General features: G+C 35.3%; 16 protein-coding genes and 1 pseudogene. 12 read left to right on the forward strand and 5 right to left on the reverse strand.

Translation table 11 applies throughout. From position 1 onward, the window contains the following. The first annotated feature begins 31 nt into the window (after positions 1-31). The 3 genes from DWW96_RS08205 to DWW96_RS14010 all read left to right on the forward strand — a co-directional run bounded on the left by DWW96_RS08205 (position 32) and on the right by DWW96_RS14010 (position 4197). Positions 32-706: an ABC transporter ATP-binding protein gene (locus DWW96_RS08205; protein WP_006426335.1), complete on the forward strand. Its 675-nt coding sequence runs from the start codon at positions 32-34 to the stop codon at positions 704-706. Then, positions 703-3147: an ABC transporter permease gene (locus DWW96_RS08210; RefSeq protein WP_117910073.1), complete on the forward strand. Its 2445-nt coding sequence runs from the start codon at positions 703-705 to the stop codon at positions 3145-3147. The genes DWW96_RS08205 and DWW96_RS08210 overlap by 4 nt, the downstream gene beginning before the upstream one ends. Before the next feature lie 810 nt (positions 3148-3957). Further along, the gene (locus DWW96_RS14010; RefSeq protein WP_199522684.1) at positions 3958-4197 is read left to right on the forward strand and encodes an integrase core domain-containing protein; all 240 of its coding nucleotides are present in this window, start codon (positions 3958-3960) and stop codon (positions 4195-4197) included. On the opposite strand, the gene DWW96_RS14435 is transcribed toward DWW96_RS14010, so the two are convergent. From DWW96_RS14435 to DWW96_RS08235, 3 genes are all read right to left on the reverse strand, one after another. After that, entirely contained in the window at positions 4188-4502 is a 315-nt protein-coding gene (locus DWW96_RS14435) for a formate/nitrite transporter family protein (RefSeq protein WP_243003047.1), read from the reverse strand. The genes DWW96_RS14010 and DWW96_RS14435 overlap by 10 nt on opposite strands. A 250-nt stretch (positions 4503-4752) precedes the next feature. Then, complete coding sequence (locus DWW96_RS08230) at positions 4753-5475, reverse strand: GntR family transcriptional regulator (RefSeq protein ID WP_117910076.1); 723 nt, start codon at positions 5473-5475, stop codon at positions 4753-4755. A gap of 26 nt (positions 5476-5501) precedes the next feature. Continuing rightward, positions 5502-6245 (reverse strand): GntR family transcriptional regulator, encoded by a 744-nt coding sequence (locus tag DWW96_RS08235; RefSeq protein WP_117910077.1) that lies wholly within the window; start codon positions 6243-6245, stop codon positions 5502-5504. Between the two features lie 258 nt (positions 6246-6503). Here DWW96_RS08235 and DWW96_RS08240 point away from each other — a divergent pair, with 258 nt between their 5' ends. From DWW96_RS08240 to DWW96_RS08275, 8 genes and pseudogenes are all read left to right on the forward strand, one after another. Continuing rightward, complete coding sequence (locus tag DWW96_RS08240; RefSeq protein ID WP_117910078.1) at positions 6504-7520, forward strand: SIS domain-containing protein; 1017 nt, start codon at positions 6504-6506, stop codon at positions 7518-7520. A 30-nt stretch (positions 7521-7550) separates the two neighbouring features. Further along, a complete protein-coding gene (locus DWW96_RS08245) occupies positions 7551-7973 on the forward strand; it encodes a PTS fructose transporter subunit IIA (protein WP_117910079.1) in 423 nt (140 codons plus the stop codon). Beyond that, the gene (locus tag DWW96_RS08250) at positions 7973-8443 is read left to right on the forward strand and encodes a PTS sugar transporter subunit IIB (RefSeq protein WP_117910080.1); all 471 of its coding nucleotides are present in this window, start codon (positions 7973-7975) and stop codon (positions 8441-8443) included. Before DWW96_RS08245 ends, DWW96_RS08250 begins: the two co-directional genes overlap by 1 nt. Before the next feature lie 35 nt (positions 8444-8478). After that, positions 8479-9228 (forward strand): PTS sugar transporter subunit IIC, encoded by a 750-nt coding sequence (locus DWW96_RS08255; protein ID WP_117910081.1) that lies wholly within the window; start codon positions 8479-8481, stop codon positions 9226-9228. After that, entirely contained in the window at positions 9228-10073 is an 846-nt protein-coding gene (locus DWW96_RS08260) for a PTS system mannose/fructose/sorbose family transporter subunit IID (protein ID WP_117910082.1), read from the forward strand. Before DWW96_RS08255 ends, DWW96_RS08260 begins: the two co-directional genes overlap by 1 nt. Further along, a complete protein-coding gene (locus DWW96_RS08265; protein WP_117910083.1) occupies positions 10060-10722 on the forward strand; it encodes an HAD family hydrolase in 663 nt (220 codons plus the stop codon). The genes DWW96_RS08260 and DWW96_RS08265 overlap by 14 nt, the downstream gene beginning before the upstream one ends. 70 nt (positions 10723-10792) lie before the next feature. Continuing rightward, positions 10793-11977: an ethanolamine utilization protein EutH gene (locus DWW96_RS08270; RefSeq protein WP_117910084.1), complete on the forward strand. Its 1185-nt coding sequence runs from the start codon at positions 10793-10795 to the stop codon at positions 11975-11977. Positions 11978-12222: 245 nt separating this feature from the next. Next, positions 12223-12717 (forward strand): annotated as a pseudogene (locus DWW96_RS08275) (OB-fold nucleic acid binding domain-containing protein); the annotation flags it as partial. Positions 12718-12950: 233 nt separating this feature from the next. On the opposite strand, the gene DWW96_RS08280 reads toward DWW96_RS08275, so the two are convergent. Further along, on the reverse strand, positions 12951-13283 hold the full coding sequence (locus DWW96_RS08280) for a hypothetical protein (RefSeq protein ID WP_117910085.1): 333 nt from the start codon (positions 13281-13283) through the stop codon (positions 12951-12953). A gap of 428 nt (positions 13284-13711) precedes the next feature. On the opposite strand from DWW96_RS08280, the gene DWW96_RS08285 reads away from it, so the two are divergent. Then, positions 13712-15337, forward strand: a complete 1626-nt coding sequence (locus DWW96_RS08285) for a sigma-70 family RNA polymerase sigma factor (RefSeq protein WP_158562671.1) — start codon at positions 13712-13714, stop codon at positions 15335-15337. Positions 15338-15685: 348 nt separating this feature from the next. On the opposite strand, the gene DWW96_RS14245 is transcribed toward DWW96_RS08285, so the two are convergent. Next, a partial coding sequence (locus DWW96_RS14245; protein WP_199522685.1) for an Ig-like domain-containing protein occupies positions 15686-16823 on the reverse strand: 1138 nt, incomplete at its 5' end.

Here is a 16823-nt window from a genome sequence, read left to right on the forward strand (position 1 = left end):
ACGCTTTACAGAATTGAAAAGGAGGCAACACATGAGTGTGATATTAGAAACCAAGCAGCTTTGTAAGTTTTATGGCGCAGGTGAGAATCAGGTCAAAGCGGTCAATCAGGTGGACATTCAGATTGAGCAGGGAGAATTTGTCGCAATTGTTGGAAAGTCAGGTTCCGGTAAAAGTACATTACTTCATATGCTTGGAGGGCTAGACACCCCTACAAAAGGCAGTGTTACTTTAGCCGGGAAAGATTTATACAGGATGAAGGAAGATGCCCTTGCTGTTTTCCGCAGAAGAAAAATCGGATTTGTTTTTCAGGCATTTAATCTGGTTTCATCTGTTAATGTCTGGGAAAATATTGTACTGCCACTGGGGCTGGATGGAAGAAAAGTGGATGAAGCGTATGTAAATGATATTATTGCAACTCTGGGGATTGAAAACCGGATTTATAATCTGCCAAATCAGTTATCCGGAGGACAGCAGCAGAGAGTAGCAATTGCAAGAGCACTGGTGAATCGTCCGGAAATTATATTTGCGGATGAGCCGACAGGAAATCTTGATTCCAAGACCAGTGATGAGGTAATCGCCCTGCTTAAGATGACAGCAAAAAAATATGGACAGACAATTGTAATGATTACCCATGATGACGAAATTGCACAGGTCGCTGATCGTATTCTGGTAATTGAGGATGGACAGGTGGTGGATTTTAGATGAAGACAATAAGCAGGATTGCATATAGCAATGACAAAAAGAACAAGACAAGAAGTATACTGATTATGATGTCCATATGTCTGACTACGATGCTGCTTGTGATTATCAGTACTGTGGGAAATGGAATGATCCGTTTACAGAAAAGTCAGGCGGCAGGCTCATATGGAAGCAATTATGGTTTGTTTGTCGCAGCAGATGCCTCGCAGTTAAAGGACGTACGCCGCCGTGCAGAAATAGATGCAATAGGAATTATGTGTACAGAAGGCATAATTAAAGGCAACGAAAACGGTGGTTTTGTCTGCATGGATGAGACTGCAAGAAAAATGCTTCCCTATAATAAGGAATATGAGTTAAAGGAAGGAAAGTATCCGGGGGGAACGCAGGAAATTGCCGCAGGAAGAGCATTTTTTAGTGAAATGGGATATGATGATGTAAAGATTGGAGATACGGTTACACTGGATTACCGTGCAGGGATGCAGTCAGAATATAAGCCGGAAGAATTTGTTGTCAGCGGAATCCTATATGATCGGGATGAGTATACCATCGAGGCATCTTATGTTGCTTTCGGGTCACAGGAGTTTTATGATGAGCACGTCGCAGAGAATGACAGACAGTATAATATTTATTTTACTTTAAATGATTCTGCAAATGTATCTATGAATAATATTGAACCGGTTATAAAGCAGATTGCAGCAGCTTGTGGAATCGAAGAAAAAAACGTTATAGTCAATGATCTCTATTTGCAATGGGTCTTGCAACCGAGTTATGAAACGATTGCGGTATGCGGGGTTTTGATTCTTGCAATTGTACTTTTCTCTGTTGTGGTCATTTATAATATTTTTCAGGTCGGTATTGCTAACAAGATACAGGAGTATGGAAAAATCAAGGCTCTGGGAGCGACAAAAAAGCAGATGAAACAACTGATCTTCAGAGAGGGCATTTTTTTGACAATTTTTTCCGTACCAGTTGGATTGCTTCTTGGTTTTCTGATTGCAAAATGCGGTTTTAACTGGCTGGTAGAACAGGGAAACCTTGTATCAACCCAAATTGGCTCTATGGGAGTCCAAAATCAGCAGGTGCCACTGTTTTCCCTGCCTGTTATGCTTCTATGTATTTTCATGTCATTTTTTACCGTTGCTTTGGCGCTGCGTAAACCAATGAAAATTGTTTCACGGATTTCACCTATCGAAGCAACACGGTATTTAGAAAATGCAGAAACACAAAAAAAAGGAAAACGAAATGGAAGAAAAAATGTCACCGTGTTTTCTATGGCAATGGCAAATATAACGGGTAATCCAAAAAGAACCATTGGTACCATCCTCACACTGGGGCTTTCCTGCGCATTGTTTGTGATTATCTCTAATTATGTAGGAAATATTGATACGGAGCATGAAGCACGTCTTTCCGTTAATCATGGACAATTTGAACTGCAGCTTGACTATTCTGCTGAGTACGATGAAAGATATCCGGAGAATAATCTGGATACGATTCTGACGGATAATCCATTGAATGATTCAATGATTGAAGAAATCAAAAGCATTCCAGGAGTGACAGATGTCATGACGAGAGAGATTGTCTCTGTAAATCTGAACGGAACAAGATTTCCGGCTGATATTGTGAGTAAAAATGATTTTGATTTTATGCGCCAAGACGGGGACATTGGCTCTATGGACTATGATCAGGCGGTAAAGAATGGTGAAATTTTCTTTGGCTGGTCAACGTGGATGGAACAAGATGGATATGCTTCGGGTGAATCCATTGCATTTGACTTTGAGAATGGAAGTGGAACCTATACCTATCAGGGAAAGATTGCAGGATCCTTTGTAAGCGCGGACACTTATCTTGTCATTCCGGAAGGTGTATACCGTTCCATGAATCCGAGAGGAACAGCCTATGGCTATCTGTGGGTGGACTGTGATAAAAAAGATGTAGCATCTGTGGAACAGAGTCTGAATACTTTGATTTCTAATACTTCGCATATAAAAATGGATACCTATCATGCACAGTTACAATCTGCAGAATTCACAGCTCGCATGATGAAGCTTGGCTGTTATCTGTTTATGGCGGTTGTAGGACTCATCGGTTTTATGAATATGGCAAACACCATAATCATGAATATTACGACAAAAAAGCAGGAATATGGTGTATTACAGGCTGTGGGTATGACAAATAAACAATTAAATTTATGTCTGCAGTTACAGGGAATGATGTTTACGGTTGGTACCATATGCGTAGCTTTGATCATTGGTCTGCCGCTCGGCTATGCACTTTTTTCCTATGCAAAACATAATGGAATATTTGGAATGAATATCTATCATGTTCCAATCGTACCAATTTTTATTATGATTCTTTTGGTCGGTCTGTTGCAGATTGTACTTTCCTGCGTTTTAAGCAGTAATCTTAAAAAGGAAACGCTGGTAGAAAGAATAAGGTATCAGGGATAGCAAGTAATATGTAATGAACCAGGTCTTAACGAAGAGGAGAAATAGATAACTTCCAGTTTGCCGAAATATCTTTCTAACTTTTCCTATTTTACAGGCTTTCCAGCCCATTCATTAGTGAAATGATATGTATTTTCCCTTATTTTTGCCCTTATGAGATAATCGTAAGGGAAATAAGGGAAAGTTTTATTTAGTCGTTGCCTGCCACTTTATCAAGTAGCCTTGCAGATTCTAATGTTGCAAAAAGTTCCGTTAGCAAGTGGGCTAATGAATACAGGGAAGAATGACTTTATACCACCGATACAACATCCGAGTCTAATGACGCAAAGGAAATACGAAGATTAAATCAGCTTCTTAACGAAAAAGATAAGGAAATTTTTTTCCTAAAAAAAGCAGCGGCATTCTTTGCAAAGGAAATCGATTAGTGGTATATCGATTCATTGACGATAACAAAAATATATTTGGTTTAAGATGGTTATGTAAGAAGTTTGGTATTAGCCCTAATTGTTATTATAACTACAAAAAAGATACCAAGCGTGAATATCACAAACGTTTGGAACACATTTTTGAACTTATAAAATATGTATACTATAATAATAATCGTGTTATAGGCTATAGGGCTATGCGTATTTTCATCAAACGTTATGGCTATGAATTAAGCAATACCACTATGCACAAATACATGAATAAAGAATTAAATTTATGTGCCGTAATCATGCATTCTAAACTGGGATACAAGACTGGAAAAAAGAAAACTACCCTAAAGTGATTCTGCACTCAGATCAGGGAGTACAGTTTACCTCATGGGATTTTGTGAATTTCTGTAAAGATAATAATGTAACCCAGAGCATGAGTAAGGCCGGTTGCCCTTATGATAATGCTCCAATGGAAAGATTTTATAACACTTTTAAAAGCAATTTTTATAATGTAACCTCATTTTCAAGTGTGGAGATGATGGATGAACTTACCATAAATTATATCAATTGGTATAATTATGTTCGTCCTCATTCATACAATGATTATTTAACACCAATGGAAGCTCGTTACAGATAGGTATTTATCGAACAAAGTGTTACAAAAATGCTTGACCAGTACAAGATACATCCGGCAAGAGCTCTTGCTATGCCAACATTTTCTACTGCGTGCGCTGCTGTGCTGCTTGTAGCACCGCCGAAAGGAATAAACGCACCGGCCATGATGCCGAGCAGAATCATTTTTCCAAGTGGAAGACGGGTTTTGTTCTCGCAGGCCTTGATACTCAGATCAATGACTTCTGCGGGAGTGTTAAAATGATTGTCTATGATATAACTCCTTATTCTTTTGTAATTCGGCAGCTCTCTTGCTTTAAATGGTAACACAGTAAGAGAACTGCCGTTGTTATATTGCTATTCGTCAAGAATTTAACGAGAATATTTTATACTAGAAAATATTGGATTTCAAGAGTGGAAAGGTATGTTTATATATAGATACAATAACAGGTATTACTGTTCACAAGCTCCTTATAAAAAGTAACGCAGTTTATCTGAAAAAAGCATTTTCGGAGCAGAAGAACGGCACAATCTCTTAGTTTTATCTTATGGGAGCATATCACACAGTGATCTCTCTTTTTTAATTTGGTGAATGAATATTTCCAATCAGGTTTAACCGAGTTCCAACACATACAGAAACTGTGCAGGCAATAGGAACATCATCTTCAGATATAAAGTTTGTTACAAGAAGTAAAGTGTCTTCTTCAGATAATTGTAAAAGCTCAGTTAAGGTTTGCTTTGTAATTAAAGATAAAGAATCAAGAGCCTCATTTTCATAAATTCGTATGAAAAAAGACTGTACTAAGGTTGGTGGGATTTCTTTCATCTGAAACAAACCAGGGTAAATGGTATTATATTCAGTTTTTATTGCATCACAAGAAAAAGCGATGATTGTTTCATCAACACTTTCTAGAGAAGACGAAATAGTAATATTATAATCATTTGTTATACATAAAAAATTATGAATAATATTGCTCATAATTGTTGGTAAGAAATTTTGAGCTTCGGCTTTATAAGAATGGTCTTTTAACAGACTATCTGCTTCGGGAAAACTGAAATAACACAATGTCCGATTTATTTTTTGGGGACAAACAAAATAACCTTTTCCACGATGACTATAGATAATTCCCTTGTCGATCAGTTTCTGCAAACCATTACGAAGTGTAATTCGGTTTACATTTAACGATGTGGAAAGTTCTCTTTCAGTTGGAAGTTTGTCATGTGGTTTTAATTGATGTTCATTTATATATTGTAAAACAAATTCTTCAATTTCATCTGTTAGAAGCTGATAAATCTTAGGCATAATTGTTGTAAATCCTCTCTAAAAAATTATATAACAAACTGTGCATTTACTTGATAAATACCATTTTTGAAAATGCCATCCGTATAATATTTGCTGAATTCAGGCCGTACAAGAACTTCCGTATATTCGACAACCTGGTTATCAATCAGCGAGGATGTAATATCAACGTAAATAACAGAAGTATCATTTTCCAAATTAAGAAAACGTGCGTCCGTGTTATGAACTTTTGTTGTAGAAAAAGCATGGCTAATATCATAAATCTTTATATTATTGGTTCGAAAAAGATCATACAAAGAGTAAATCTGAAAATCAATATTTTCAATATCAGGGATACTGTCATGTAAAATATAAGTATTTTCAATAGCTATAGGCTGTTCATTTCCGAGACGAAGTCGAAGCACCTGAAAAATCTCCGTATCTTCTGATACATCGAAAATCTTTGAAAATTTGTAACCGGCTTTTCGAGTCATTGTATTTAAAATTTTACTGGAAGGGTCATAGCCGGCTTTCTTTAGCAACTCACTCATACCTTTAAAATGCTTGGAAGAAAAATCAATATCTTTTAGCATAATGTAAGTTCCCTTTCCGTGATATTTTTTTAAAATGCCTTCAGTACACAGCTGTTCAATTGCTGAGCGAACTAAGGAACGGCGTACATCAAAAGATTTTGCTAATTCACGCTCAGAAGGAAGAGCAAGACCAAAAACATATTCATTGCTGTTGATTTTTTCTCGTATAATTTCTGCAAGTTGTTGGTATGAAAGATCCATAGTTATATCTCCTAAAATAACAGAATTACTAGACACGGTGTAGCACAAAAAGTAACAAATAAGGTTTTCTGAGCTTATTATACCAAACAAAAATAGAAAAAGAAACCTAAAAAGCAAAATTTGTATAATAAAAAATAAAAGTGGTTGACATTACAAAAATAGCGTGGTATATTAAAAATGCGAAGTGGTTACAACACTAAGCTATGCGCATAAAGTTAAAATTATTAATTATTATTTTGATTATGGAGGAACCAGAATATGTACGGATATGAAGACAAAACTTACAATGAAGTATTAACTCAGGCAGTAAACAATATTGAAGAAATCAATCAGGCAGTAGATGCTATTTGCGAGAAGGGATATAAGAACCTTTATCTTGTGGGAACTGGTGGAACTTATGCGATGGCAAGCCCATTATCTTATCTCATTAAGACAAATTCAACAATTCCGTGGTATTATGAAATTGCAGCAGAACTAGTTACAGCCAAACCAAAACAACTCACAAAAGATTCTGTTGTAATTACAGCATCTCTTTCAGGAACAACAGTAGAGACAATCAATGCAGCAAAATATGCAAAAGAAGTTGGTGCAACAGTAATCGTTCTTGTAGGTGAAAAGGAATGCCCACTTACTGAGTATGCAGATTATGTGTTTGAAAACAGAACAGCATCCAATGATAATCTTGTTGAAGAAATTTATATTCAGTATTTTGCACTGGGTGCAAGATTCATGAAAAACAACGGAGAATTTCCAGAGTATGAAAAGTTTATTGATGCTCTGAAACAGATGCCGGAAGTACTTCAGAAAGTAAGAGAAGATAATGACGAGCGTGCTCTTGCATTTGCAGAGAAACATAAAGATACAAAATTCCATATGTGTGTAGGAGCTGGAAACACATGGGGAGAAACATATTGCTTCGCAATGTGCGTACTTGAAGAGATGCAGTGGATCGCAACAAAATCTATCCATGCAGCAGAGTTCTTCCATGGAACAGTGGAAATGACTGAAAAAGATATGAGCTTTATGCTTTTCAAAGGTGAAGATGAGACAAGACCATTACTTGATCGTGTTGAAAAATTTGTAAGAAAATATTCAGATGTAGTTCAGGTATGGGATACAAAGGATTATGAACTTAAAGGAGTTGATCCAAGCGTAAGAGGACTTGTTTCACCACTCGTTATGGCTGCACAGCTTGAAAGAGTTAGCGCACATTTTGAGCATGTAAGAAATCATAGTCTGGAAATCAGAAGATATTACAGAACAGTAGAGTACTAAAATTAAGATGAAATAAGGAAGTGGAATAGTATGAGGAAATTATTAGTAGCAACTCATGAAAGATTTGCATCAGGGATTATGGAGACATTCAAATTAATCATGGGTGAAAATGAAAATATTTCAGAAATCAGTGCATATGTTGAACCAGGGTTTGATATGCATAAAGAAGCAGAAAAGAAGATTCATGAATTGGATGAAGAAGATGAACTGATTATTGTTGCAGATATTATGGGTGGAAGCATCGCTAATGCGTTTTCCTCATACATTCAATCTGAGAAGATACATATTATAACAGGGTTGAATCTTCCTTTACTGATTGGTCTGGCACAGGATTTGGATTCAGATGTTTCAACAGATGAATTGATAGAAAATGCAATTCAGATGGGAAGAGAAGGAATTGTAGATCTGAAAAAAATGATTGAAGAAAATAGCAATATAGAGGAGGATTTCTAATGATTAAATTATTAAGAGTAGATGAGAGATTGATACATGGACAGGTTGCTTTTGCATGGACAAATTCATTGAAAGCAGATTGTATTCTGATAGTAAATGATGCAGTGGCAGCAGATAAGCTCCGTAGCAATTCATTGAAAATGGCTGCTCCGGCGGGCGTGAAGTTTGTTGTAAAAACATTGAAAGATGCGATTCCGTTGTTGAATGGAACAAAGACGGATAAATATAAGCTGTTTCTGATTGTTGATAATACATCAGATGCGTTAGAACTAGTGAAAAATGTAAAAGATGTTGATCACGTTAATCTTGGTAATATGAAACTGACAAGTGAAAGAACAATGATTACTCCGTCTCTTGCAGTATCTGAAAAAGAGAAAGAACAGATTCATGAGATGGTTGCGGCAGGTGCAGAAGTTGAATGTAGAGCTGTTCCTACAGATAAAAAAGTCATGGCAGAAAGTTTAATCTAAACCGTTATAGTAGTAAGAAAGAAGGAGGAAATATCATGTTAATACCGGCAATTCTTGTGTCTATTGTCGCTCTTCTTGCAGCAATGGATGAGCAGTTGTTTGGAGCATCTATGATGGCTAGACCGTTGTTTACAGGTCCAATTATAGGTCTGATTATGGGAGATCTTCAAACAGGTGTAATTATTGGAGCAACATTGGAATCAATGTTCATGGGATCTATTATGGTTGGAAGTGCTGTTCCACCGGAAGTATATGCTTCTAGTATTTTAAGTATTGCAATTGCAATTCAGACAGGAGCAGGAACAGGAACAGCTGTAGCACTTGCATTACCACTGTCTGTATTCCTGCAGCTGTGGAGAAACTTCTGTTACGCGATTCCTGGAAGTTGGGCAGGAAAACAGATTGAAAGAGCACTTGATGAGAGAAATCTGAAAAAAGCAAACCTGTTACATTTAACAGTAGTGCCACTGTCAATTGGAATCCCTTCAGCACTTTTGGTTTTCATCGCATTATTCTTCGGTTCTGATGGAATTAATAGTGTACTGAATATGATTCCTGAGGTGGTACTGAATGGATTTAATGTTGCAGCAGGAGTACTTTCTTGTGTAGGACTTGCGCTTTTGATTAAAATTATGTCTAACAACAAAATACTTCCATACCTTTTCCTCGGATTTGTAGCAGTTATGTACCTTGGAATGGATGTGATTGGTGTTGCAGTTGTAGGATTATGTATCGCATTTCTTGTAGTAAATAATATGCAATTTGATGAGGAGGATGATTTCTGATGGAAGAAAATAAAAGAACAGAATTAGACAAAATAAATGAAAAAAAGGAAATCATGACTCCTAAGGATTATAGAAGTATTTTCTGGAGATCATTTACGATTCAGGGATCATGGTCTTTTGATAAAATGATGGCGTATGGATATATGTATGCAATTGAAAAGCCATTGCGTAAAATATATCCAAATGATGATGATTTTTATGCAGCGTTGAAAAGACATACAGAAACATTCAATGTAACTCCACATGTTTCTCCATTCCTTATGACACTTGGTGTGGCAATGGAAGAAGAAAATGCAAAATCAGATACTTTTGATACATCTTCTATTAATAATGTAAAGGTTGGTCTGATGGGACCTATGTCTGGAATAGGAGATTCCTTCTTTTGGGGAACATTTAGAGTAATTGCTGCAGGAATTGGAATTGGACTTGCAAAAAGCGGAAACATTCTTGGCGCAGTGATTTACTTCCTATTATATACAGCAATTCATTTTATTACGAAAATTCTTGGTGGAAAGTATGGATATAAGATGGGAACAAAATTCCTTGAGAATTCAGAAGAAAATCATTTGATGGACAAGCTTTCCATGGGGGCATCCATTCTTGGTATGACAGTAATAGGTGCAATGATAGGAACGATGGTCTCGTTACAAACAACCCTAAGTTTTACATTGGCAGGAACTGAAACAACATTACAATCAATTTTCGATCAGATTTTCCCGGGAATTCTTCCGTTAGGAGCTACATTCCTTTGTGTAGCCCTGTTTAATAAAAATGTTAAGACAATTTATATTATACTTGGCATATTTGTCTTATGCATTTTAGGATGTGCAATTGGAATCTTCTAAAGTAATTGTTATCTTTGATGTAGATGGCACAATCAATCAGACAGAAGTATATGCAGTAAAGGCATATAGAAAAGCCTTGGAAGAAGTAGGGAAAACTGGGTTTTCGGATAAAGAATTTATAGAACGGATCGGGGCTCCATTTGAGCAGGATGTAAGATATTTCTTTGGAGAGAATCAATCTGAACAAGTGGAGATATTCAAAACATTAATTCAGAAATATTGGATTGATGGAATGAAAGAGTCAGCAAAAACATTTGAAGGAATCCATCAAATGTTAGAAGAGTTAAAAGAAAAAGGATATAAGTTGGCAATCTGTTCTAATGCATCAAAATGGGAGTTAGATATTATTTTAAGAAAATTAGAAGTAAATGATTATTTTGATGTGATCCAGGGGGTTACAGAAAAAAATAACAAAAAGTATAGTCTGGAAGAACTATTACTGAGAGAAAAGCCAGAACTTGCAGTTATGGTAGGTGATCGAAGTTATGATAAAGAGGCTGCCAGATATAATCAGATTCCATTTGTTGGTTGTAAGTATGGATACGGAAAACCAGAAGAATTAAGTGATTGTAAATATAGTGTCGAGACGGCATTAGAGCTGTCGAGAATAATTGATGAAATTATTTCAGCAAGGGGAGGAGCGGATTAGTCCGAACCTCCTTTTTTAAATGGTAAAATGTGAAGAAGAAACCTTATAAAGTGTTGCAGAGGAGACAAATATGAGTGAATTTATAGAAAGTATACAGATGTGGATAAATAATTTGTCTGTGAACTCGATAATTATTTTCATAATGATGATCTTTATGCTTATCGGAGCAGTTGATAGAATCCAGGGAAACCGATGGGGATATGGGCAACAATTCGAGGAAGGATTTCATGCAATAGGACCGATGATGCTGGCAATGGCAGGGGTAATTGCGGCGGCACCAGTCTTAGCAATAGTGCTAAAACCAATTGTTGTACCTATATATCAGCTGATAGGAGCTGATGCATCTATGTTTGCGGGAACCTTACTTGCAAGTGATACAGGGGGATATCCTTTGGCAATGGAACTTGCAGGGAATAATGCGGTAGGAAACTTCTCAGGGTTATTAGTAGCAAATATGTTAGGGGCAACGTTAGTTTTTACTTTGCCAGTAGGAATGTCCTTGGTGAAAGAAAAAGATTATCCTTATCTTGGTGCAGGTGTTTTGGCAGGAATAATAACAATACCTATCGGATGTTTGGTCGGAGGAATTGTAATGAATTTTACGTCTTATAAGATGAGTCTTTTATCGATCATTAGGAATATGCTTCCAGTAATTTTGATGGCAGCGCTGATTGTAATTGGTCTTTGGGTCTGGCCAGAAAAAATGCTGAAAGGATTTCAAAAATTTGGAACAGGTTTGAAGATATTAATTACAATTTTTATAGCAATTGCTGTGTTTGAATATCAAACAGGAATTCATTTTCCTCTGTTTCGGGTTATGGTAGAAGAAGATTCTAATGGTACAATCCCGCTTGAAAATTCTTTTTTAATTTGTGGACAGATCGGAACTATTTTAATAGGTGCTTTTCCAATGGTGAAATGGATGACAAAAACATTTGGAAGTATTTTATCAAAAGTAGGAAAAATATTTGGAATGAATGAAGTAGGCTCAGCAGGGTTAATAGCAACTTTGGCAAACAATATAGCAATGTTTAATATGATTGGTGATATGAATGAAAAGTCAAAAATCATAAATATTGCATTTGCTGTTTCGGCATCATTTACGTTTGGAGATCACCTTGCTTTTACAGCAGGAGTTAATCCAAAGATGATTGTCCCTGTGATCGTTGGAAAACTTACAGCAGGATGTACCGCTTTTTTATTAGCTTCGGCTTTGACATCTAAGTTACTTGTAAAAATTCAAATAAAAAAGTGAAAAAAGAAGTGCTAGTTATGATTATGGAAAATTATTCCTTTTTTTGCATTTTGAACTTGATTTATGCATAAATATACAATAATTATTTTGTGATATATATATCAAAATATAACTCAAAACTGTTGTTTCTTATTTACTCTGCGCTCCTGGAGTGTTATAACAACTGTTAAGACTGCCGGGAGGCATCTGTTTGAAGATTCTGATAATAGAAAAAGATAGAAGAATTATTTGAAGGAGTAAATGGTATGAAACTGACAACAATTCGTGAGTTATTTAAGAACAGAGAGGCATATCTGGACAAAGAGGTAACAGTTGGGGGCTGGATTCGAAGCATTCGAGATTCTAAGACATTCGGATTTATCGTATTGAATGATGGATCTTATTTTGATACATTACAGATTGTATATCACGACAAGATGGAGAACTTCGCTGAGGTTTCCAAACTGAATGTAGGAGCAGCAATCATTGTTAAGGGTACACTGGTAGCAATACCACAGGATAAGCAGCCATTTGAGATCCAGGCAGAAGAGGTTGTGATCGAAGGAGCATCCGCACCGGATTATCCACTGCAGAAGAAGCGTCACAGCTTTGAGTATCTTAGAACAATTTCTCATCTCCGTCCGAGAACAAACACATTCCAGGCTGTATTCAGAGTTCGTTCTCTGGCAGCATATGCGATTCACCAGTTCTTCCAGGACAGAGGATTTGTATATGTACACACTCCGCTGATCACAGGAAGTTATAGTTAAAAAAAATGAACAAATTATGGTCCAAAAAAGAACTTCGATTCATTTGGGTCTTTGTCAAAAGACAGAGATTAATAGAATTATAATAATGAAATAATTCAAACTAAAACAAAATGGATGTCTTCTGTAATTGCAGAGAAACATCCATTTGTTTTTTAGTTCATAAATATGTATCCAAAATTTTAGAAACATATTAGCTGTTTAATTATATCGTGACATTTTATTTGTTAGAATTTATCTATATACCACCAAACAGGTCCTGTTGGCGGATAACTCATTGGTACATCAGTTCTATATGGTGTATATTTACTTTCAAGTAATTTCTGAGATACTTGTTTACCTTTATTTTGACAATAGGAGCGCTGCATAGTATCTGTATGTTCGAGGTCTTCTTTTTTATAGAAAGTATCGTAAGTATCCCATGCCCATGCCCAGCCTGAACCAGGTAGACCTAACACATTACAAATATAAAACATATGTATGTTCCAATCATCATGTTTTGTAGGACCGTAGAAATATTTGCCACATTCACCACAGTACATTGCATAGTTATCGCCCATTGGTACATATCTTCAAAACTTGTGAAACAAAAGCTTGTGACAATTAGAATTAGTACTAAAAATGTTTATATCGCTTTTTTCAATCTTTTATCCTCCATATAATTTGATTAATAAAATGCCATACCTTGTCTTTTGATATATTTTTTCTGGTCAATTAAAAAGTTTTAGTTTAGACTAAGAACAATTTATTATAGCACAGAGATATGCTCATTGCGATATGTTTTGTGTAATAGTGTCAAGGTGATAATACTGTGATAAAATAACTAAAAAGATAAATGGATGTATCAAAATACATTGAAAGAAGAGGGGGTAAAGTATATATATGATTAGATGAATTAATAAAAATTTATACCAAACCTATTTTAACATTTAATACACTATATAGATGAAAACAAAAAGTGCACATTTGTTTATCACGGAGGTAGATAGTGAATAAGATAGATGCAGACAAATTAATAGTTGAATACCAGCAGAAGATATTTGGATTTGCGATGTCTAAAATGAGAAACATTGCGGATGCTGAAGAACTTGCTTCGAATATTATGCTTGAGATATATAAATCGTTTCTTAAGACAGATAATATTGTAAATATAGAAGGATATGTATATAGAATAGCGAGCAATGTATATGCAAGATTTGTTGATAATGAAATTTCAAATAAACATATAGACATTCTAAAAATAGAATATCCGGTAACTGAGAGCGGCTTTGATAATATTGAAAATGGAGAAACATACAAAAAACTGAGAAAAGAAATTGGGATGTTATCCAACAGACAAAGAGTAATTACATATATGAAATACTATAAGGAAATGTCAGTAATGGATATTGCAAAGAAACTTAATATTTCTGTTGGAACCGTAAAATGGCATTTATCTGACATCAGAAGTGGATTAAAGGAGAAAATTGATATGGTTAAAAACAGTAATTTAAGTGTAAATCCTATATATTTTATTAATATGGGACATAGTGGAAGCCCGGGGAAAAACGGTGATACAAAGGATATGTTTGATTCAAGGCTTAAACAGAATATTGCATGGAGTTGTTATTATCAGGCAAAGACAATAACTGATATTTCAAAAGAGTTGGAAGTGCCTATTGCCTATATTGAAGGAGAATTACGAAAACTTGTGGAATGGGGATATATTGATCAGGTTGACAGCTCAAAAAATCCTAAATACCTGACAAATATGTACATAACAGATAGCAGAGAAGATTTTTCAGAAGAGGCAAATATTAAAAAAGAAGTTGCAAAATTTTTATGTGAAAAATTCTTCAAGGACCTATTTGAAAAATTTGATAAAGCAGAGGACAATTGGGGAATGATATGCCCTAATAATGACAAAAATTATCTGAAATACAATTTGGTAATGATGGCGCTAAGTTCTTTCGGAAACGATTGGGAAAATTGGGAAGAACTTGCAGTAAAAAGACCGGACGGAGGAAATTTTATTGCGTATGCAACTGTAACAGATGATTGTGTTAGGCAGAAGCCAGATGATAAATATGCAGGTTGTGGTTATATGTATTGTCAGGTATGGAGAGATAATAAACAGGTGCTTCAAAGTAAGCAGTATAATTGTATATATAGCGATAGAAAAATAGACTGGAGGAGTAATACACAGGAAGATTGGGAAGACTTGTATTCATATTTATCAAATGGTTGTGATAAAGAAAAAATAAGTGTAAGTAGTTTTTCCAATCTATCAGCAAAGGGATATGTTGTTGATGGAGAAAATCAGGTTACAGTAATAAATGTAAAAGATGGAAATTTAGTAACTGTCATAAACAATTTTGTAGCAAATCATATACAAATTCCAAAATTTATATTTGAAGAGGGGAAAAAAGTGGATGAAAGACTTTATGAGGTAAATAAGTCAAAGTATCCGGAGCATTTGGAAAAATTAGTTAGATACAATAACAGTAACGCATTTGCATGGGGAGAATTTATTCCTTATATAGTTGAAAGAATGCTTGAAGTGGGAATGTTAAAACCATTGACACAAAAGCAGAAAAAAGCAGTATTTACTGTGGTAGCAATAGATTGCCGATAAATCGTCATTTTACAATATGTAAAATACTTTTGACATAGCAAAATTGTGGGATGTCAATGATTTTTTTTAGAGAAAATATAACTTTTGGATTAGTATGAACATACAAGGGAGGTATAAGATGATTCAATATTGGGTCGGAATAAAGATGGATAAGAGAGTTATGCGTAGTAAATATATTTGATGATAATAGCAAAAAATCCTTTATGGATACAGTTTTTGTAAAACTTGTATTTCATAAAGGATTTTTGTTAATCATTCTTTTAAAATTATATTTATTAAATATATAATTAGGGCGTTAAAGCACCAAAAGTTTGACTAATTGTTTGAGAGTCTTTTATTGTATAGTCTTTATTTGACCGTTACTCTACAGATAACTTTCTTATTACCTGAAATTACTGTAATATTAGCTTTACCTTTTTTCAGAGCTTTGATTCTGCCATTTCTGTAGACTTTGACAACTTTTTTGTTTGAAGTTACGTAAGTAATTTTGTCACGACTGTTTATCGGTGTTAAAGTAACCTTTAATTTAAAACTCTTGCCTCTTTTCAAAGTCAGTTTTCTGCGGTTTAGTTTAATCTTTTTAGTGGTATACTGATTTGTCTGTGTATTCTGTTCTGAATTTGTCGTATTTTTTATATTTGCATTAGAAGAATCGGTTTTTGCCAATGTCACAGAATATACTTTTCCACATACGCTACAGGTTTTAGATTTCAGCCCTTTTTCTGTGGATGTCGGCTCTTTTACAACCACATATTCTCCATAGCTATGTCCTGCTGCTTTTATGCTTCTTGTCTTTGTTTTGCCACATGTAGTGCAGGTAAAAGTTGTTACACCGTTTGCTGTACATGTAGGCTCTTTTGTTACTTTTCCGTCATCCCAAGTATGGTTGCCAGTTTTTTTAATGGTTTGACCATATGCCAGTCTCTTTCCACAATCAGTGCAATATGTATTTCCTGTATAACCATCTTCGCCGCAGGTTGCGTCTTTTTTCTTGCGGATTTCAGTATGCTGATGTCCTGTTGCTGCAATGCTCGCAGTTTTGGTTTTGGCACATATACTACAAGTAAATGTTCGAACACCTTTCGTTGTACAGGTAGGTTCTGTTGTGACCTTTCCGTCATCCCAAGTATGAGTAGTTAATTTTGCAATGGTCTTACCGGATGAAATTTTTGCTCCACAATCAGTACAATATGTATCTCCTGTATAACCGGTTTCACCACATGTAGCAGTTTTTTTATTACGAATTTTAGTATGAAGATGTTCTGTTGTTTTTGCAATGTTTTCAGTTCTTGTTTTATTACAAATTCCACAAGTATAAGTTTTTACGCCTGTCTCTGCACATGTAGATTCTTTAGTGATTACTCCGTTATTCCAACTATGATTTTCTGTTTTTGCAATAGTATTGCCTGATGAAAGTTTAGTTCCACAGTCAGGGCAATATTTATCACCGGAATATCCTTCCTCTTTGCAGGAAGCTTCCTTTTGA

It is taken from the genome of Eubacterium sp. AF17-7 (assembly GCF_003461285.1).
Taxonomy (GTDB): Bacteria; Bacillota; Clostridia; order Lachnospirales; family Lachnospiraceae; genus Eubacterium_U; species Eubacterium_U album.

Bases quoted from the DNA above. Each gene is read 5' to 3' on its own strand.
- DWW96_RS08255 (WP_117910081.1), top strand. From the start codon at position 8,479: ATGTTAATACCGGCAATTCTTGTGTCTATTGTCGCTCTTCTTGCAGCA.
- DWW96_RS08250 (WP_117910080.1), top strand. From the start codon at position 7,973: ATGATTAAATTATTAAGAGTAGATGAGAGATTGATACATGGACAGGTT.
- DWW96_RS08260 (WP_117910082.1), top strand. From the start codon at position 9,228: ATGGAAGAAAATAAAAGAACAGAATTAGACAAAATAAATGAAAAAAAG.
- DWW96_RS08230 (WP_117910076.1), bottom strand. From the start codon at position 5,475: ATGCCTAAGATTTATCAGCTTCTAACAGATGAAATTGAAGAATTTGTT.
- DWW96_RS08205 (WP_006426335.1), top strand. From the start codon at position 32: ATGAGTGTGATATTAGAAACCAAGCAGCTTTGTAAGTTTTATGGCGCA.
- DWW96_RS08240 (WP_117910078.1), top strand. From the start codon at position 6,504: ATGTACGGATATGAAGACAAAACTTACAATGAAGTATTAACTCAGGCA.
- DWW96_RS08270 (WP_117910084.1), top strand. From the start codon at position 10,793: ATGAGTGAATTTATAGAAAGTATACAGATGTGGATAAATAATTTGTCT.
- DWW96_RS08210 (WP_117910073.1), top strand. From the start codon at position 703: ATGAAGACAATAAGCAGGATTGCATATAGCAATGACAAAAAGAACAAG.
- DWW96_RS08235 (WP_117910077.1), bottom strand. From the start codon at position 6,245: ATGGATCTTTCATACCAACAACTTGCAGAAATTATACGAGAAAAAATC.
- DWW96_RS08280 (WP_117910085.1), bottom strand. From the start codon at position 13,283: ATGGGCGATAACTATGCAATGTACTGTGGTGAATGTGGCAAATATTTC.
- DWW96_RS08245 (WP_117910079.1), top strand. From the start codon at position 7,551: ATGAGGAAATTATTAGTAGCAACTCATGAAAGATTTGCATCAGGGATT.